Origin of the sequence: Winogradskyella sp. (assembly GCF_965228925.1) — a bacterium.
Lineage (GTDB): Bacteria > Bacteroidota > Bacteroidia > Flavobacteriales > Flavobacteriaceae > Winogradskyella.
The window spans coordinates 2352998-2370054 of the sequence record NZ_OZ245845.1; the positions used below are offsets into that span (position 1 = coordinate 2352998).

Consider the following 17057-nt stretch of genomic DNA (forward strand, 5'->3'; position numbering starts at 1 on the left):
CGAAATCATAACCGAGACCCTTAGGCACAATTAAAACCAATACAATGAACCTTAAATTACTTATAGTATTACTGTTGATTCCTATATCGACTTATTGTCAGATAAATGACTACTTTGTAAGATATAATGAATTTACGTTTGGTGTTGAAAAAATGAAATCAGCATCTATTAATTATGGAGATATCGATAGCGATGGAGATATAGATATTGCAATTGGAAATGGTAGACACTCAACTCAACAAAATAAAATTTTCTTAAACTCAGGAAATGGAATGTTTCGCGTTGCTTTTGATTTGGGTAAATATCAATCAACGACTTATGCCGTAAAATTTGCGGACTTCGATAATGATGGAGATATAGATATTGCAACTGCAAATGACAGAGCGCCTAATCGATTATATACTAATGATGGTCAAGGAAATTTTGAAGAATACGGAACATATGGTGGTTTATATACAAATACCAGAAACATAACTTTAGGTGATATTGACAATGATGGAGATATTGATATCATAATCTGCAACAGATTCTTTGAAAACGAAATTGCTTTAAATAATGGGAAAGGAGATTTTAATGAAATCATTTATTTTGGTGAAAAAGATGATGCTACGCTTCAAGTTCAACTTTTTGATATAGATGGAGATAAAGACAACGATTTAGTAGTCGCAAATAGAAACGGTCAACAAAATTACATCTACATTAATGAGGACCTGAAATTTGAAAAGAAAATTGAGATTGGTCATGGAAAAGACGACACGCGTTCTATTGCCTTGGCTGATTTAAACGGTGACGGTTTTATTGATATTGTAACTGGAAATTTAGAACAAAGTAATCAGATTTGTTTTGGTAACTCTAAAGGAAATTTCAAAGATTGTTTTGATTTCACTACCTATGAAAACGAATCTTATGCCATAGATGTTGGGGATTTTGATAAGGATGGAGATATAGACATTGTTGTTGCCAATTCAGAACAAGAAAACCGTTTGTATATCAATTCTGGAAATGGACGAAATTTTGAAAGTTTAAAACTTAACAAAAATCCTTTTGATACCTACGACATCAAGTTTGTTGATATTAATAACGATGGCTACTTAGATATTGTTGAATCAAACAATGATGAATTAAATCTATATTACATTAATATAGTTGGTAAGTCTAAAAAAGAATGAAACTAAATCACAAAATAAAAATTGATCTTTTTGAAGTTTTCAAATCTGGGAAATTTGATTTTATCAGAATAGGCAAAGACAAAAATTGGATTTTGAAAAATTTCCCTGAACCTGATGAATACGAAGCTGGAAAAACTTTGGAATCATCAAGAGTATGGAGGTATGGAAATATTGAGTTTCATTTTGAGAATAATCTCTTAACTCAAATTTTTACCGATTATATTGACTCACTTGATGGAGGAGAAAATATTGAATTGGGCAAGTGGATTTTTAAAGAACCTGAAAAACTAACTGCTGAATATGTAATTAGACATTTGACTGAATGTCGAATTGACTTTTGGGCTAAAAGTAAAATGACTGAATTTATTTGTCAAACATCTATTTGGTTGACAAATTCAAACGTTTATTTAAACTTTCAACCAATCCAAAAGGAAGATATAGATTTTGACGAATGGTATAATAAAATAATGAAAAGTATAAACCCAAATGAATATAAACTTTGTTCCTTTACAATAGCAGAGGGAGATAGAATAAAAACGGCTTACAACGATATATAACCTCAATTTGCTTCGCCAGTCCGCTTTAGCCTGTCTTGAGCGACAGTCGAAAGGCTCGTGTCGCAACGAACCATTCGTAAAACCATTTTAGATAATTATCATAAAATCTCAAGAGCATAAGATGTTTCCAAGAAACACTATATTGTCTAATAGATAAACGCCTTCAACTAAAAATTTTGACAAACGACCCTTATGAATTACAGAATTTCAGCATTCATCTTCATCCTCACGAGCTTTATTTGCTCAAATTTATGGTCACAAACTGGAGATTTTAAATCATACGCTCAAAAGGAGCACGAATTACTACTAGAAACAACGACTGGAGTACAACTAAAACTACAATTTTATAATGCACGGACCATTCGTTTTCAGTGGGTCAATAAAAACGAAGATTTCTTTCCGGATAATCACTATGAAATGGTTGAAAATCACAACAGAACTGGCGCGTATACTCTTGAAGAAGATAATGAGTTCATAACCGTTTTTACTGAGAATGAACAGAAAACAAAAATCAAAATACAGAAATCACCTTTAAAATACCAAGTGATTTCAGGAAGTAAGAATGACGTATTGTTGCGTCAAAAAGAAGGCATAAAATGGACTGGTGATTTGATTATAAATGACTTACAACTAGATAATAATGAACATTTTTGTGGCGTAGGACACCAAACTTACGGTTGGGTAGAGTCAATTGATTTAAAAGGTAAAAAAGTGAATAGTAATTATGGCGAAGGTGTGAAATCGCATTACCAAAAACAGGCCGTTTTAACCGTTCCTTTTTTTATGTCAAATAAAGGGTATGGTATTTTTCTGAACAGCACTTTTGATCATGACTTTGATTTTGGAAGCCAAGGACAATATCAATTTAGTATAGATACTAAAGGATTTGAAGGTAGAATGGATTACTTCATAATTATTGGACCAAAATTTGAAACTATTCTAGATAAATATACGCAATTGACTGGAAGACCTAGATTTTTACAAAAATCAATATTCGGACTTCAGCTTTCTGACAAGGAAGCGCCAGACAACAATGGCGCAGAATGGTGGAAGAAAAAAATTACAGCCCACCGAAATGCCGGATATGCTTTTGATCATATTGTAAACGATAATAGATGGAGAGCTGGTAGTGGTGCATGGTCAGGCTCATGGTTTGAGTGGGATTCAATTCGTTATCCAGATCCTTCTGCTTACCTCAAATGGTGTAAAGAAAACCATTTAACAGTTACTCTAGATTTAAACCGAAATATTGGCGCTGACAGTTGGGGTTGGAAACCAGAATATAATCTACCGTACGCAGAACAATTCGTAAAAGAAGGTAACAGCGCCCCAGACTATTCCAATCCTGAAACCAGAAAATGGGTATGGAAACTATTTTGGAAAAAATCGCTCGACCCAAAACTGAATTATGGAGGAGATGCGTTGTGGATTGATGAAACAGACGAGATGTATACCTTACCAGATAGTATTATTTGTGCTAATGGGAGACGTTGGGCTGAGAATAAAAACTACTACCCTTTTCTAATTGCTAAAGCAATAGTTCAAGAAGGTTGGGACAGTACAGATCCTAATCATCCTGGAATTGGAGAGGCTAAAAGACCTTTCGTTTGGGTTAGAAGTATGACTGCTGGTGCACAGCGTTATGCGTCTCATTGGAATGGAGACATTTACAGTGATTGCGAATGGATGAAAACCAGTATACGAGCAATGCAAGCTTCTGGTTTGTCAGGCTTTCCTTATTTCAATCATGATGCAGGCGGATTTATTGAACCTGGTCCAGAAGATTTTTTATACAATCAATGGGCGATGGCATTTGGAAGTTTTTCACCTATTTGGAGACCACATGGAATGGGTGAACACAAACGTTGGCCTCTTGACAGGTCAGAAGCCAGTCAAAAAGTTGCAATGCAATATATAAAAGAACGGTATGAGCTTATGCCATACATCTACACCTACGCTTTTAAAGCTCACGAGACGGGAATACCAATGGCAAAAGCCATGGTAATTGATTATCAAAATGACCCAAACGCCTGGAAGTTTGATTTGCAATACATATGGGGAAATGAAATGTTAATTGCACCTACTTGCTCAAAAAATGAAAGTACTATCGATATTTGGTTACCAAAAGGACAAAATTGGTATAACTACTGGACGAATGAACTAGTTAACCAAGATCAAATCATAAAACACCAAGTTACAAACCAAAACATGCCTATTTTCGTCAAAGAGGGATCCATTATACCGAAGCAAGATTACGCTTTAAGTACATTTACACTCAATCCAAAAAAACTCAATCTTCATATTTATACTGGAAAAGATGCCCAATTTGAATTACATGAAGATGATGGTGTTACGGAAAAGTTTCATACAAGAAATGAAAGAAGAAGTACAAAATTAAATTACACTGAAAATGATAAAAAACTTGTCATTCATGCTTCCGTAGGTAATTACGATGGAGCCGTTTCAAAAAAAAGCTATAAGATATATTTCTATGGATTCGAGAAGTTTCAAAATTTCAAATTAAATGGGAAAAAAATTAATTCTGTCAAATCAGAATCAAAAGAATTAAATCAGAGACCATTAACATATTGGGATGAAAAAACGAAAACTCAAGTTGTAGAATTAAGTGCGTTGCATGTTAATGAAGATATCGTCCTAATGAGATAACTATCTACAACAATGGTTATAGCTCACCAGCCCGACAGAGTCGTTCTGGCGGGTTACGGCTGAAATTAACACCTACTGAAAAGCTTCGGTGTTCGCAGTCGGAATTTCAAGCCTTTTTCCTAAATTTATGGAATTGATGCTGATACAAGAAAACCTGCAGGTTCAGATAACTTAATTGATATTTTGGATAAAGAAGGCTTCGAATATATATTAATGAATTAAAAATACTAAGGGTAACAATTACTTATAGCCAAGACTGTTGTCCAATATTAACTAACGTCGTGAACTTTCTAAAAAACATATTTAAATCAAAGAAAAAAGAAACGTCTAGAGACGCTTTTTTCAGTTCGACTGAATATGAAATTAAAAACCTATTATGTGGTATTGGAGAATCAAAAATTACTGAAAATGGAATAGAGATTTCTGAATATCCATTTGAACCTTCAATTGCTTATCCCAATAAAACTATTCAAACAAACGAAATTGACGCTATAAGTGCAGATTTTGGAATATGTAGATTATATGTTGCTGACGATATTATTTTTATTTCAGAAGAAAGAAAAGAAGAATTAAAAAAATTTGCGGAAAATAATAGTATAAGACTGTTTAAACATAGTTGGAACTGGGATTGGATTTTGGAACCCTATTTAGATACTGAATTTACTAAAGAAAATGATCAACATGCTTTAGAAAGACTTATAGAAAACGGAATAAAAGAAAATGAAGTTGACCAAATAAGAGCTGAAGTTGGGGTACAGATGTATAAATATAATTTTGATACAATGCTATGGGATTGGTGTAGCTTAGGATTAACAGATGTTCTTTCAGCAATGAGAGCGAAATACGACAGGAATGAATTTAGAGATTTTTATAAGAGAGCAATAGAAATTGACAAACGAAATAAAAATACGTAGCGCGACAATGTATAATCGTAACTGATGGTTATACGAGACCGCCGCCTATAATATGAGAAAAACTTTCTTTATTTTAATAATTGGAATTCTAAATTGGAATTGCAACTCTGACAAAAGGAGAAGCGGATCGGATTTAGTAATGATTAATCAAAAACCACAACAAAGCGAATCATTTGAAAAGGGAAAAGCACTCTTCGAAAAAAACTGTGTTGCTTGCCATTATATTGGTATGGACAAAATTGCTACTGCACCAGCCTTAGGTGGAATAACAAAAAGACGTGATAAGGAATGGCTTTATGACTATACAAGAAACTCAATCGGAATGTTTAAAAATGGAGACAGCATTGCGATTGAATTACGAAATCAGGGTTGGGCTTTAATGAATTCCTTTCCGAATTTGACTGACAAAAATTTGGACAACATCTATCATTTTGTAGAAATGCAATTTGAATTAACTGAAAATGAAAAGACAGTAACCAACAATGACTTAACCTTCGGCGACTTTGTTGACCTTGAAAAATTAGATAGTGCAGAAATGATTAATAATTCAGGAAGGTTTAAGCTCAGCAATAAGCAAATCGAAAAACTTAAAGATGAACTATCTGAGATGGCTTATGTACCAAATTTTTCTGCAAAAGTAGGCGCTATCAGTATGACGCTTTTAATCGATGGGAAAAAGAATTACATTTCATCTGCTACACACGGCGATTATATTGAAGTGCATCGAAGTATTGTTACACAGAATACCAGTTTATTAGAAACATCCGATTGGCTCTATTTTAAAACCGGTGAAGTCAATTTTGATAATTATAAAAAGGAAAACGAGTAGCTAACACGGTCCATATGTCACTGAATACAGTTCAGTAAATCTGTTGCGTTATTTGGTTAAAATGAAAAATATAGTTTTACTTACGTTAACGTTCTTGGTTTTTGGGTGTTCAAACCCTAATCGATCAGTATTAACCAAGGAAATTGAACTTAATTGGTCTATAGTTGATAAAACTTCGGATTATGAAGTTAGATATGTGCAATTAAACTTTGACCCCTTTGTGAATGAAACTATAATGGGCAAAGGAATTGAAGAATTAATGGATAAAGATAATACTTACATATTAGACACATCCGATAAATCAAGATTGATGGATATTATTTCGGATAGTTTGAATTTTCGTCGTGGTGAATGCGGAACTTTTGCATTAAACGCAGGGTTGATATTTACTAAAAACGACACGATTAAGGGAATTATAGAAATGGGGTGTGGTTACAGGCAATGGATGTTTCAACCTTGGAATGAAAATGTGATGGACGGCCTACTATCAGATTCAGGATTTGATAAAATGGAAAAAATGTTGGACAGCATTAATTTAAAAATGAATAAGAATTAGGTATGATGAAAAAACTGTTAATCATTTTTAGCTGCGTGACTCTATTGGTTGCTCTAACGTCATGCGGAGTCATTGTAAAATCTAAGGCCAATAAATATTTAACCGAAGACATGGGGGCCATCCCACCAGACTTTGGAAAAAACGCTTCAACTATCCTTTTTATAACACATCACGACAGTTATAACCGTTATATGAAACGAAATGTAGAAAAGATTTACCAAGGGGCTTATGAGTTTGCAACGACAGAACAATATTTGAGTGATGAAAGGTTTCAAGATATTGATAAGTACCGCTTTGTCTTTGATTTCAACTATATTCCAAGAGTTGCCATGGGTAGTGTCGTAGAAACGCCACTTGGTCCTGAACAAAACACCTGGATTGGAAAAGTGAAAAAGTTTAGGATTCTGGACAGAAAAGAAAATAAAGAATACATTAGTAAGATGACCTCAGGTTACTGGAGTAAATTACAAAAGGTATATCTAAAAAAATTGAATGAAAAAATACAGAGAGAACAAGTTAATCCCTAAATAGTTTGTGGACCGTAAGTTTATGAGAGTTTATACCGTCATCTTAATTCTACTACTTGTTTCTTGTCAAAATTCAAAAGATAAGGGTCAAAATAAAGCATCGGACGGTTCTGAGGTGTTAAGCTCTGTAGACTTAACAGACTGCGATTATCGGAATGAATTTAAAGCCTTTGGAAACAAGGTTTTGGATACTATTAGAATTGACGGTAGACTTATTGATCCTTTAGATGATCTAAAGCGTTTCGACCTTGCAAATTTTGGTTTCTTCACAAAAGAAGGTAGGATTTTTAAAAAATCTGGGGCCATTCGACCCTGCGGTGAGTTGACCTTCGGCGTTGAGTTTTTGAAAGAATTTACAGATCAGATTGATTTGACGTCTTATTTTGAATATGATGACCGCTTTTTCTCAACAAAAGGTACCGTAAATTTTTGGTGGGTCAATTCCGATGGTCATTTTATAATACCCGTTGCAGATGTCGACCCAAAGTCTTTTGAACCCTTCAACACTATTTGTGGTGGTACGGATAAGAATGGTGTTTATTATGGAAGCCCTAATTTTGATGTCCATAAATTGGATATTCCTGCAAATGCTAAATACACGTTTATCGCTAAGAAAAATAACTTTTGGAATGCACCAGAACATTTCGTGGTTGTAGATGACAAGGTATATGATATTTTGCACGATATTAACAAGGGCTATTTTTTAAAGCGCAATGATTCGGTTTTAAAGCATGATATTTTAAAACAAACAGACTTACCACAACTACCACCAGTAGGAAAGAAAACGGTTCTTACCGCTAAGAAAGATGACTTAGCCATTGCTTTAACCATCGAGAGCATAAATCAAACAACAATCCAATATAAAATTGAAATGGTTGAGTTTGGAAAAGCCAGTTACACAGTTGAAGGAGAAGCAGGCTTCCATCCTGAGTTTTATTTAGGCACGAAAGACATGAGCAGTTTTTCAGGAAAAACATATCACTCTATTGAATTTAGAGATACCAAAGACTCTTGCTATACCTATATAAGACTTGGTATAGAAGCAGATAGAGCATCTCTTTTACTAGGAAAAATTATAAAGAATTGTAACGGCGACATACAAAGTATAGGACTCGATGATTTCCCAACACTAATCGAAAAGTAAAAAAGTGCCGTATGATAAGGGCTGTTGTTCATTAGGTTTTTGCGTGACCAAATTAATCAATAGATCATTATGACTAACTGAACAAAAATAACAACAAACATCAAGTTTAGTTGTATCTTTCGAAATGCCAGTCAATCATATTTCAAAACAATAGCAACATGACAACCTTAAATAATACGGTTATAAAAGTAGTCTTACCCGTAGTTTTCCTTTTTACCTTTTGTGTCTTCTCTTGCTCCGATAGAAAAGATAAGACTACTGATTCTAGCGCCTCGGTAGACATTCAGATTCCCTTTCCGGCAGATCATTATGAAGATACTTTGGATGGGAGATTAGTTCTATTGATTTCAAAACATATGGAAACCGAACCCCGATTTCAGTTGCGAGATGACTCCAAAACCTGCCAAGGCTTTGGTATGGATGTCGAAGACTGGAAACCCGATACACCTCTACAATTCGATGGGGAAGCCTTTGGATATCCCGTCCGTAGTTTTTTAGAGTTACCATCCGGTGAGTTCTTCGTGCAAGTGGTATTTCACAAGTATGAAACCTTTCATCGGGCGGATGGGCACGTCGTTAAATTGCCTATGGATAGAGGAGAAGGGCAGCAGTGGAACCGTGCTCCAGGCAATCTTTATTCGACGCCCCAAAAGGTCACGATAAGTAATGGACAGCTCCCTGAGCTTAGCATAAAATTGGATCAGAAAATACCCCCAATTACTGAACCTGAGGATACAAAGTATGTGAAGCACATAAAAATCAAAAGTGAGCTATTGAGTAAATTTTGGGGAAGAGATATGTATTTGGGCGCGCATGTATTGTTACCTGAAGGCTGGGAAACGCATCCCAATGTAAAGTATCCACTTGCGATTATGCATGGGCATTTTCCTAATGATTTTGGTGGATTTAGAACGAGTCCACCCGATCCAAATCTAGAACCTGAATACAGTGAGCGATTTGATGTTGAGGGCTATAATTTGATTGTCCAGCAAGAGGCTTATGACTTTTATAAAACTTGGACAGGCCCCAATTTCCCTAGAGTTATTGCTATCAAAATCCAACACCCTACGCCGTATTATGACGATTCTTATGCGGTTAATAGTGCAGCTCAAGGCCCTTATGGCGATGCCATTACTTACGAACTCATTCCCTATATCGAGCAACAATTTAGAGGCATAGGAGAAGGTTGGTCCCGCTTTGTTTACGGTGGAAGCACTGGAGGTTGGGAGGCGCTTGCCGTTCAGGTCAAATACCCTAACGAATATGGGATGTGTTTTGCGGCTTGTCCCGATCCTATTGATTTTAGAGCCTATTGTTTGGTCAATATCTACGAAGACGAGAATGCCTATTATCAAGAAGGTACATTTAGAAAAACCCTGGTTGCCGGTCATCGTGATTATTTAGGTAATGTAGATGCGACCTTAAGAGATATGAATTACCGGGAATTGGTATTGGGCACAAAAGCGCGGTCAGGACAGCAATGGGATATTTGGGAGGCCACCTATTCGCCTATAAACGAAGAGGGCTATCCTAAAAGAATCTGGGACCGCCTTACTGGAGAGATTGATAAAGAGGTAGCTGCCTACTGGAAAGAAAATTATGACCTCGCTTATATTTTAAAAAGAGATTGGCCAAAACACGGTAAGGATTGGGAGCATAAAATCCATTTGTATTGTGGGGATATGGACAATTATTACCTCAATAACGCGGTATATCTCACGGAGAACATCTTATCAGAAACCACAGCTCCACATTACAATGGTGAAGTGGATTATGGGGATCGGGCAGAACACTGTTGGAATGGCGATCACGATAATGGCAATCATATAAGTCGTTTGCGATATCACCGTATGTTTATCAAAAAGTATTTGGAAAAGGTTGATAAGGTTGCCCCAAAAGGAGCAGATTTAAAAAGTTGGCGCTATTGATTTTGCTTACTTCGTTATTTTCTCGGAGGATAACAGTTTTAAGCGGTTTTCTATTCAAATGTAGTAAGTGCATTAAGGCTTCATGAATTCTCTAATTGGAAGTTCAAATGAATTAATTAACTTTAAATCCTAGTGGAAAAGGACCTAAGTTATTACCATAGTCGATACTCTTGGCATTCATGATAAGCTCTTAAACAATGAAAGAAGATAATATATTAAAAAATCTTAGAATCAATAAAAGCCTAACGCAGCAGGAGCTTTCTGAGCAATCGGGAATCTCGATTCGTACCATACAGCGTATTGAAAAAGGATTGGCCTCGGGTAGTCCGCACACCATAAAAGCATTGGCTAAAGTCCTTAATGTCCAAGATCAAGATTTACTTGTTTTAAAAGAAAGTCAAGACTCGAAAGCAGAAAGTGACTTAAACAAAGTAAAACTTTTGAACTTTAGTGTTTTAAGCGTATTACTTGTCCCGTTTGGCAATATTATCTTGCCAACCTTAATATGTCTTTATCATAAGGCCAATAAAAATGTAAGTCGTATAGGTCGAAAGATTATCGGTTTTCAAATTGTAACTACGTTGATTTTATTTTTTTTAACCGTTATTATTTTCTTAACTACGGGAAGAGGAAATGGAGCAATCCCTTTGCCTGTATTTATTTGCTATAGTATGATTGCCATAGTAAATATCATTATTGTTATTCGCACAGCCATTGATATCGTCAAAAAAAGAGAAGTGCTAAAATTCTTTCCGGATATCCTATAATAGAGCGTTTGTCATAAAAATGTCGTAAATATTGCATGTGACTTTTCGGAATTCTAGCGTTTTGTAGTCCTACTTTTGAGTGATTTAAAACCCGCTCATATGACATCAAAGGTTCTTTTATTAGCCCTACTCTTTTTAACGTACCATCCTTCATTTTCCCAAAAGCTAAACACTGATAAACTAGATAAGTACTTTGACACACTCGAGAAACGCCATGAAGCTATGGGAAGCATTACAATTTCAAAAGATGGAGTTGTAGTGTATTCAAAAGCAATTGGCTATCGCTATATAAAAGGTGAGCAAAAAATCGAAGCCGATATAAAAACTAATTATAGAGTGTGGTCTGTAACCAAGCTGTATACGGCAACCATGATTATGCAATTGATTGAAGAAGGACAACTGTCATTAGATACAAGGTTAATTGATTTTTATCCTCAAATTCCCAATGCAGACAGCATTACCATAAAAGATATGCTAAGCCATAAAAGTGGAATCCATGATTTCATTCAAAATGATAGCGCTGAGGATTGGGATGCAAACATTAATGAGCCTTTGACCCAAAATTTTATGGTGAATCATATAGCACAGTATACACCTGATTTTAGACCCAATGAAGACTTTCGATATAGCAATTCCAACTACTTGCTTCTAGGTTATATTATTGAAAAGCTTGACGGCAGTCCCTACGAAACATCGCTTGCAAACAGAATTTCATCAAAACTTGGATTGAAACATACCTATTTTGGAGTGGGAGCATTGGATAGTATTGAAAATAAAGCCTTTTCATATAAGCGTAAAAAGCGATGGACAACGGTCGATGAAGGCGAATTTAGCGGTTTAATTCCTGCAGGAGCAGGAGGAATAGTTGCAACAACGCATGATATGACCCTTTTTATTGAGGGCTTATTTTCGGAAAAATTGATTACAAAAGAAAGTTTGGACGTAATGATTCCACAAAATGAATTCTACGGTTTAGGTATGATGCAGACCTCTTTTCAAGGAATGAAAACAGCTTATGGCCACACAGGGGGCTTTATAGCCTCTGAATCAAGTTTATTTTATGACCCACAAGACGGTTTATCCATTGCTTATGCCACTAATGGCATAGTCCTAAGAAAAGAAGAGATTCTTGAGAATGTCTTAAAGATATACTATAACCAACCTTTTGACATTTCTATGAATAGAGTTGTACAGGCTTTACTCATTTTTGGTTTTGGCTTGCTTTTTTTCCTAATGCTTAAATTGAAATTTAGCAGTTACATAACAACCAAAAACTTACTTTATTTAGGATATATCATAGTATTCGTATTTTGGACGGGTTCATTTATTTCGGGGGTTTTGTATGGAAATTATAGTGCTGTAAAAGATGGTATTACAAGCTTGGATGCTTTCTATAGCGGTTCGGGTACCTTTATGTCAGGCATTCAGATTATAGTTGCAATGCTTTGTCTACCCTTCATAGCAAGTCTCTATAAAACCAGTCGACGATTGAACTTCAGTATTCTGCCTTTAATTCCTATATGCGCCATCCCAATATCGCTTATTGGTTCTACTTTATGGCCATTCCCAAAGGCTTTGTATCAAATTTTTATAAATACAATTCTATTCGTAATTCCCGGACCTTTATTGGCCATAATTCTATGGAAGAAAAAAGCCTTGTTCAGATTAAGATGGTTATCATGTGTTTGCCTACTTCTTATGATGGTTTCTATAATCATGGTTGTTAATAGACCTTCAATTCCCGAGATTGTTCATAACTATTGGGGTTTAATACAGAGGGCTTTATTCTTAGGTTGGACACTATGGTTATGTGTTTTGAGTTTTTGTTTTATAAAATTAGCTCGGCTTAGGAAATTTAATGAGAATGAAATCAAAACTGACTAAATGTCTATGGTCGAGGGCAGCTATTCCTGATTAAGCCAATTCATGGCAACTTAGTCTTGAAGGCGTATAGGATTTGTAATGTACAGCTAATCGCTGCTCAACTCATCTCTAAATTTCAATCTTATTGGTTATCTTGGTAGCAAGGCTAGAGCTATGATACATCCGTTTCCAAAACAAATCGTATGCAAAATCCTTAGGTTTAATCAAAAAACAAACACCTATGACCAAAATACATAAGCTACTGCTATTACTGATTGTATATACTGCTTACGGCAATCCTTCATGGTCACAAGATCTCGTAGAAGACTATGCGCCGAAGAAAAATGATTATCTAAAGATTGGTAAGACCGAAAAAGATGTTTTACCCTATATTCAAAAAGGGTATACCTTAATGTTACCCGAAGCAGAAACCATTAAAGGTGTCCTCATTTTTCTCGAAGACTCTGGTTACGATAAAAAGAATAGAAGTGCAAAACAGATGTATCAACTGGCTTCAGAAAAAGACTTTGCCGTACTGTCTGTTTCTACAGAGATTCCTTTCGACTTTTACTTTTCTAAGGCATCAGCACTTTCTACACATCAGCTCATACAACAGGTTTTTGCCGAGCAGAACTTGCCAAATAACAATGTTTTCTTCATCGGTATAGGTTTAGGAGGTCATAGAGCAATGCGGCATATTAAATTTATGAAAGAGGAGGCCTATGAATTTCAGCTGAACATCAAAGGTATAGTCATTTGCAATTCCATATTAGATTGGATAAGGAAATGGCACCAGTATGATCGTGAAATAAGAAACAATAGAAATGATTTATGGGAGCCAAAATTTGTCAATTACATGTTAGAAACGCACTTAGGGGGTACACCTAAAAATACTCCTGAGGCCTACAACGACTTTTCGACCTATAGTTACTTCGACGAGGCGAATGAAAACATAAAGCTCTATACAAATTATGTGGTTAGAGTCTATATAGAACCCGCGATAAAATATTGGTTAGAAGAACGCCTTAAGACCTTGTACGAAAATAATTCACCTGATATGGTTGGACTTTTAGCCGAATTGGAACTTGCAGGAAATCAACATACGGAACTCATTGTTTTGCAACCCGAAGATAACCCCTCACCAAAAAAGACACCAGACACCACATGGGATGCCATAAATAAAGGTGAACTTATGGATTGGATACTAAAGCAAACGAAACACTAGATGATGTACAATAAACTTTGAGAAAGAACATCGAATTCAAGTTATAAAGCTCGGTGTTATTCTATATAACATAAAATGTACTTGTGAATAAAAAAATAGGACTAAAAGAAGCCATGTCTATCGGGATTGGCGGTATGGTTGGCGGTGGAATTTTTGCTGTCTTAGGCCTAGCGGTCTCACTTGCTCAAGGAGGTACACCTATTGCTTTTTTGTTTGCGGGAATTTTGGCTTTAATTACGTCTTATAGCTATGTAAAGCTTTCAGTAGCCTATCCTGATCGTGGGGGAACAGTGAAATTTGTCAATCAAGGCTTTGGCAAGACCATTTTTAGCGGTGGCATAAATAATCTGCTTTGGATGAGTTATATCATTATGCTATCCCTATACGCCTCAGCATTCGGTTCCTATGCGCCAAACCTGTTTTTGATTATCGATAAATCAACGGATTTTCATATATATACAAGTCTCATTATCGTTTTGGCAACCACAATAAATTATTACAGTATTAAAGTTGTGGGACTGATCGAGTCCTATGCCGTTGTGATTAAACTTGTTATTCTTCTTTCGTTCATTGCTATTGGGATTTATGGGTTATTCGGGAATCCAAATCTTTCGCAACTGTCCGTAGCTAATTGGGAAGCACCGCTAAAACTCTTAACAGGTGGGATGGTTATTTTTGTGGCCTATGAGGGATTTGAGTTAATAGCCAATGCCGCACCCGACATTAAAAATCCCGAGAAAAATATTCCAAGGGCTTACTATTATTCTGTCGTATTTGTCATATTACTTTACATTATTATTGCTGTGGTTACCGTGGGCTCTCTACCTTTTAATGACATTGCAAGCGCTGAAGATTATGTGTTGGCCGAAGCTGCCAAACCCATGTTAGGGAAAATTGGTTTTACAATTATTACGATAGCAGCATTAATTTCTACATTTTCAGCCATTAACGCGTCATTATATGGGGGCAGTCGCGTGAGTTATGAAATAGCCGAAGATGATGAACTTCCTCACCATTTAACAAGTAAATTATGGAATCAACCTATAGGCTTAATGATAACGGCAGTAGCGACTTTAATCATTGCAAACCTCTTAAAACTTGAAAGTATCTCTACGGCAGGAAGTGTTGGCTTTTTATTGATTTTTGCAATTGTAAACTATGCTGGGTTTAAATTGAACAAAGAAATAAAAGGCAATAAGTTGATTCCATTGGCTGGATTTTTGCTTTGTTTGATGGCATTAGTCATTCTGATAAGTCAGCAAATGACAACTAACAAAACAGGTGTTATCATTGCCATATCATTAGTCGGCATATGTTTTATTATAGAATGGCTCTACAAAAAAGCTAAGTCCAACAGCTAGGGTGATAATACCTAGTACCAGCCGGTCATTGTCATTCGAATTGATTAACTTTAGCTACAAGGGAATCCCGATTCCTATAACTATTGGACTATCCGGAGGCCTGTCCTTACCCGAAAATAGTTAAGAATATCTTTATAAATTATAAAAATAACCCATTGGAAGCGTCAAAAATACTTGAATTAATTAGCCGAGGAAGAACAGATTTCATTATTAAGCTAATACAACAAAGCGATTGGAAAACTTTGTTAACTAAGGGTCATGTTAAACCACTTCAATGGTTGGTTTATTATAATGACGTTACAGGGTTAAGGGCAGTAATAGAAAATGGTGGTACATTAGAGAGTATAAACATTAATGATGAGTTAGGAAATGCTGCTTTTTTTGGACACTGGAAAGTTTGCGACTTTCTAATTAATCAAGGTGCTGATGTTAATTATCATGTGGATGTTACCAATGAAACACCATTGCACAATGCATTGGCCAAAGCAGGTCGCCCATATTATTTCTTTGTTGTTAGACTACTTGTTGAAAAAGGCGCTAATGTCAATGCCAAGACACTTCCAGGAGTAGAGACTGGAGCTTTTATGAGAGATGTACGCACTAAAGGGGAAACCCCGCTCCATAGAGCAGCGGCTTATGCCGATGAGCAAACCATTCAATTTTTAATCGATAACGGTGCGGATAAAGAAGCTAAAGATGCCAACGGCGATTCCCCCTTGACTTGGGCAAGTGAGCACCTCAGGCCTGGAAGAATATTAGCATTACTGGCTTATGGTAAACATACAGTTGCTGAAGGGCATAAAACCAAAAATATTAGTGACCACGGCCATGGTTGGGGCAACGCTATGGATTGGAATTTAATTGGGGATTACTTGCCTGAATGAAAAAGACAGAAAGCCATAATCGTTTAGTTATAAGTTACTTAAAATCATAAAAGGCGCATGCCGATTATGTTTTGGACGCGCCTTTAGTTCAAATATGCTAGTATTCTAGTCACTACATTCCACGCACAATACAAGTCGGATATTGTCAAACCTACCGTTGACGCTTTCCGATCCATCCGTAAAATCAAAGGTACCTGAAATTTCAAATAGTGTACGATTAGGTTCATCGATGCGTCTGTATTCGCTGATTGCTACGGAACCAGAGTTAGCTTGGATATCTGTACCACTAAATTCGGTGTATCGTGCAGTGGCTCTGATGAGATCTGAATTGATCGGAAACACGCCATTATTTGTAAACGGGAAACTGTTTTCATCATCATCATAAAGAAAAAGAAGCAGCGTTTGCCCAGTGGTAAAATTGGTTGCGGAAAAGCTTCCGGAAATCGTTGCACTTTCTTGGTAAGTGTTAACAAATTGGCCTTGAAGTGTGTCAATTTCAATGGCCATCCCACCATTAAAACTTATGGTTCTGTCGTTGTTTGATGATGGTGGATCCATACTATCATCAGAGTTGCTGCATCCTATGCTACATAGTAGGATAGTAAGAACAAGAAATACATAATATTTTTTCATTGGTTTAATGTTTTACTAATCCATCGTTTCGTT

Annotated in this window: 15 protein-coding genes; 14 read left to right on the plus strand and 1 reads right to left on the minus strand. The window is 35.9% G+C overall.

Going from position 1 to position 17057, the window contains the following annotated elements; translation table 11 throughout:
• Positions 1 to 44 precede the first annotated feature (44 nt).
• The 14 genes from ACO052_RS09550 (at position 45) to ACO052_RS09615 (ending at position 16391) form a co-directional block, all read left to right on the plus strand.
• Positions 45 to 1169 (plus strand): FG-GAP repeat domain-containing protein, encoded by a 1125-nt coding sequence (locus tag ACO052_RS09550; protein ID WP_422107783.1) that lies wholly within the window; start codon positions 45 to 47, stop codon positions 1167 to 1169.
• On the plus strand, positions 1166 to 1726 hold the full coding sequence (locus ACO052_RS09555) for a hypothetical protein (protein ID WP_422107784.1): 561 nt from the start codon (positions 1166 to 1168) through the stop codon (positions 1724 to 1726). Before ACO052_RS09550 ends, ACO052_RS09555 begins: the two co-directional genes overlap by 4 nt.
• Before the next feature lie 192 nt (positions 1727 to 1918).
• Positions 1919 to 4393, plus strand: a complete 2475-nt coding sequence (locus ACO052_RS09560; protein WP_422107785.1) for a TIM-barrel domain-containing protein — start codon at positions 1919 to 1921, stop codon at positions 4391 to 4393.
• Positions 4394 to 4674: 281 nt separating this feature from the next.
• Positions 4675 to 5307: a hypothetical protein gene (locus ACO052_RS09565; RefSeq protein ID WP_422107786.1), complete on the plus strand. Its 633-nt coding sequence runs from the start codon at positions 4675 to 4677 to the stop codon at positions 5305 to 5307.
• A 139-nt stretch (positions 5308 to 5446) separates the two neighbouring features.
• Positions 5447 to 6136 (plus strand): c-type cytochrome, encoded by a 690-nt coding sequence (locus ACO052_RS09570; protein WP_422107787.1) that lies wholly within the window; start codon positions 5447 to 5449, stop codon positions 6134 to 6136.
• 61 nt (positions 6137 to 6197) lie between these two features.
• Entirely contained in the window at positions 6198 to 6692 is a 495-nt protein-coding gene (locus tag ACO052_RS09575) for a hypothetical protein (protein WP_422107788.1), read from the plus strand.
• Positions 6693 to 6694: 2 nt separating this feature from the next.
• Positions 6695 to 7219 (plus strand): hypothetical protein, encoded by a 525-nt coding sequence (locus tag ACO052_RS09580; protein WP_422107789.1) that lies wholly within the window; start codon positions 6695 to 6697, stop codon positions 7217 to 7219.
• 22 nt (positions 7220 to 7241) lie between these two features.
• Complete coding sequence (locus tag ACO052_RS09585) at positions 7242 to 8363, plus strand: hypothetical protein (protein WP_422107790.1); 1122 nt, start codon at positions 7242 to 7244, stop codon at positions 8361 to 8363.
• 158 nt (positions 8364 to 8521) lie between these two features.
• Complete coding sequence (locus ACO052_RS09590; protein ID WP_422107791.1) at positions 8522 to 10291, plus strand: alpha/beta hydrolase-fold protein; 1770 nt, start codon at positions 8522 to 8524, stop codon at positions 10289 to 10291.
• Positions 10292 to 10488: 197 nt separating this feature from the next.
• Positions 10489 to 11058: a helix-turn-helix domain-containing protein gene (locus tag ACO052_RS09595; protein WP_422107792.1), complete on the plus strand. Its 570-nt coding sequence runs from the start codon at positions 10489 to 10491 to the stop codon at positions 11056 to 11058.
• Positions 11059 to 11157: 99 nt separating this feature from the next.
• Positions 11158 to 12942, plus strand: a complete 1785-nt coding sequence (locus ACO052_RS09600) for a serine hydrolase (RefSeq protein WP_422107793.1) — start codon at positions 11158 to 11160, stop codon at positions 12940 to 12942.
• A 220-nt stretch (positions 12943 to 13162) separates the two neighbouring features.
• The gene (locus tag ACO052_RS09605) at positions 13163 to 14146 is read left to right on the plus strand and encodes a hypothetical protein (RefSeq protein ID WP_422107794.1); all 984 of its coding nucleotides are present in this window, start codon (positions 13163 to 13165) and stop codon (positions 14144 to 14146) included.
• Positions 14147 to 14229: 83 nt separating this feature from the next.
• Positions 14230 to 15507 (plus strand): APC family permease, encoded by a 1278-nt coding sequence (locus ACO052_RS09610; protein WP_422107795.1) that lies wholly within the window; start codon positions 14230 to 14232, stop codon positions 15505 to 15507.
• A gap of 155 nt (positions 15508 to 15662) precedes the next feature.
• On the plus strand, positions 15663 to 16391 hold the full coding sequence (locus ACO052_RS09615; RefSeq protein WP_422107796.1) for an ankyrin repeat domain-containing protein: 729 nt from the start codon (positions 15663 to 15665) through the stop codon (positions 16389 to 16391).
• A 105-nt stretch (positions 16392 to 16496) separates the two neighbouring features.
• Here the strand turns inward: ACO052_RS09615 and ACO052_RS09620 are convergent, their stop codons facing one another.
• Positions 16497 to 17024: a hypothetical protein gene (locus ACO052_RS09620; RefSeq protein ID WP_422107797.1), complete on the minus strand. Its 528-nt coding sequence runs from the start codon at positions 17022 to 17024 to the stop codon at positions 16497 to 16499.
• Positions 17025 to 17057: the final 33 nt, after the last annotated feature.

Bases quoted from the DNA above. Each gene is read 5' to 3' on its own strand.
- ACO052_RS09550 (WP_422107783.1), top strand. From the start codon at position 45: ATGAACCTTAAATTACTTATAGTATTACTGTTGATTCCTATATCGACT.
- ACO052_RS09555 (WP_422107784.1), top strand. From the start codon at position 1,166: ATGAAACTAAATCACAAAATAAAAATTGATCTTTTTGAAGTTTTCAAA.
- ACO052_RS09560 (WP_422107785.1), top strand. From the start codon at position 1,919: ATGAATTACAGAATTTCAGCATTCATCTTCATCCTCACGAGCTTTATT.
- ACO052_RS09570 (WP_422107787.1), top strand. From the start codon at position 5,447: ATGATTAATCAAAAACCACAACAAAGCGAATCATTTGAAAAGGGAAAA.
- ACO052_RS09575 (WP_422107788.1), top strand. From the start codon at position 6,198: ATGAAAAATATAGTTTTACTTACGTTAACGTTCTTGGTTTTTGGGTGT.
- ACO052_RS09580 (WP_422107789.1), top strand. From the start codon at position 6,695: ATGATGAAAAAACTGTTAATCATTTTTAGCTGCGTGACTCTATTGGTT.
- ACO052_RS09585 (WP_422107790.1), top strand. From the start codon at position 7,242: ATGAGAGTTTATACCGTCATCTTAATTCTACTACTTGTTTCTTGTCAA.
- ACO052_RS09590 (WP_422107791.1), top strand. From the start codon at position 8,522: ATGACAACCTTAAATAATACGGTTATAAAAGTAGTCTTACCCGTAGTT.
- ACO052_RS09595 (WP_422107792.1), top strand. From the start codon at position 10,489: ATGAAAGAAGATAATATATTAAAAAATCTTAGAATCAATAAAAGCCTA.
- ACO052_RS09600 (WP_422107793.1), top strand. From the start codon at position 11,158: ATGACATCAAAGGTTCTTTTATTAGCCCTACTCTTTTTAACGTACCAT.
- ACO052_RS09605 (WP_422107794.1), top strand. From the start codon at position 13,163: ATGACCAAAATACATAAGCTACTGCTATTACTGATTGTATATACTGCT.
- ACO052_RS09620 (WP_422107797.1), bottom strand. From the start codon at position 17,024: ATGAAAAAATATTATGTATTTCTTGTTCTTACTATCCTACTATGTAGC.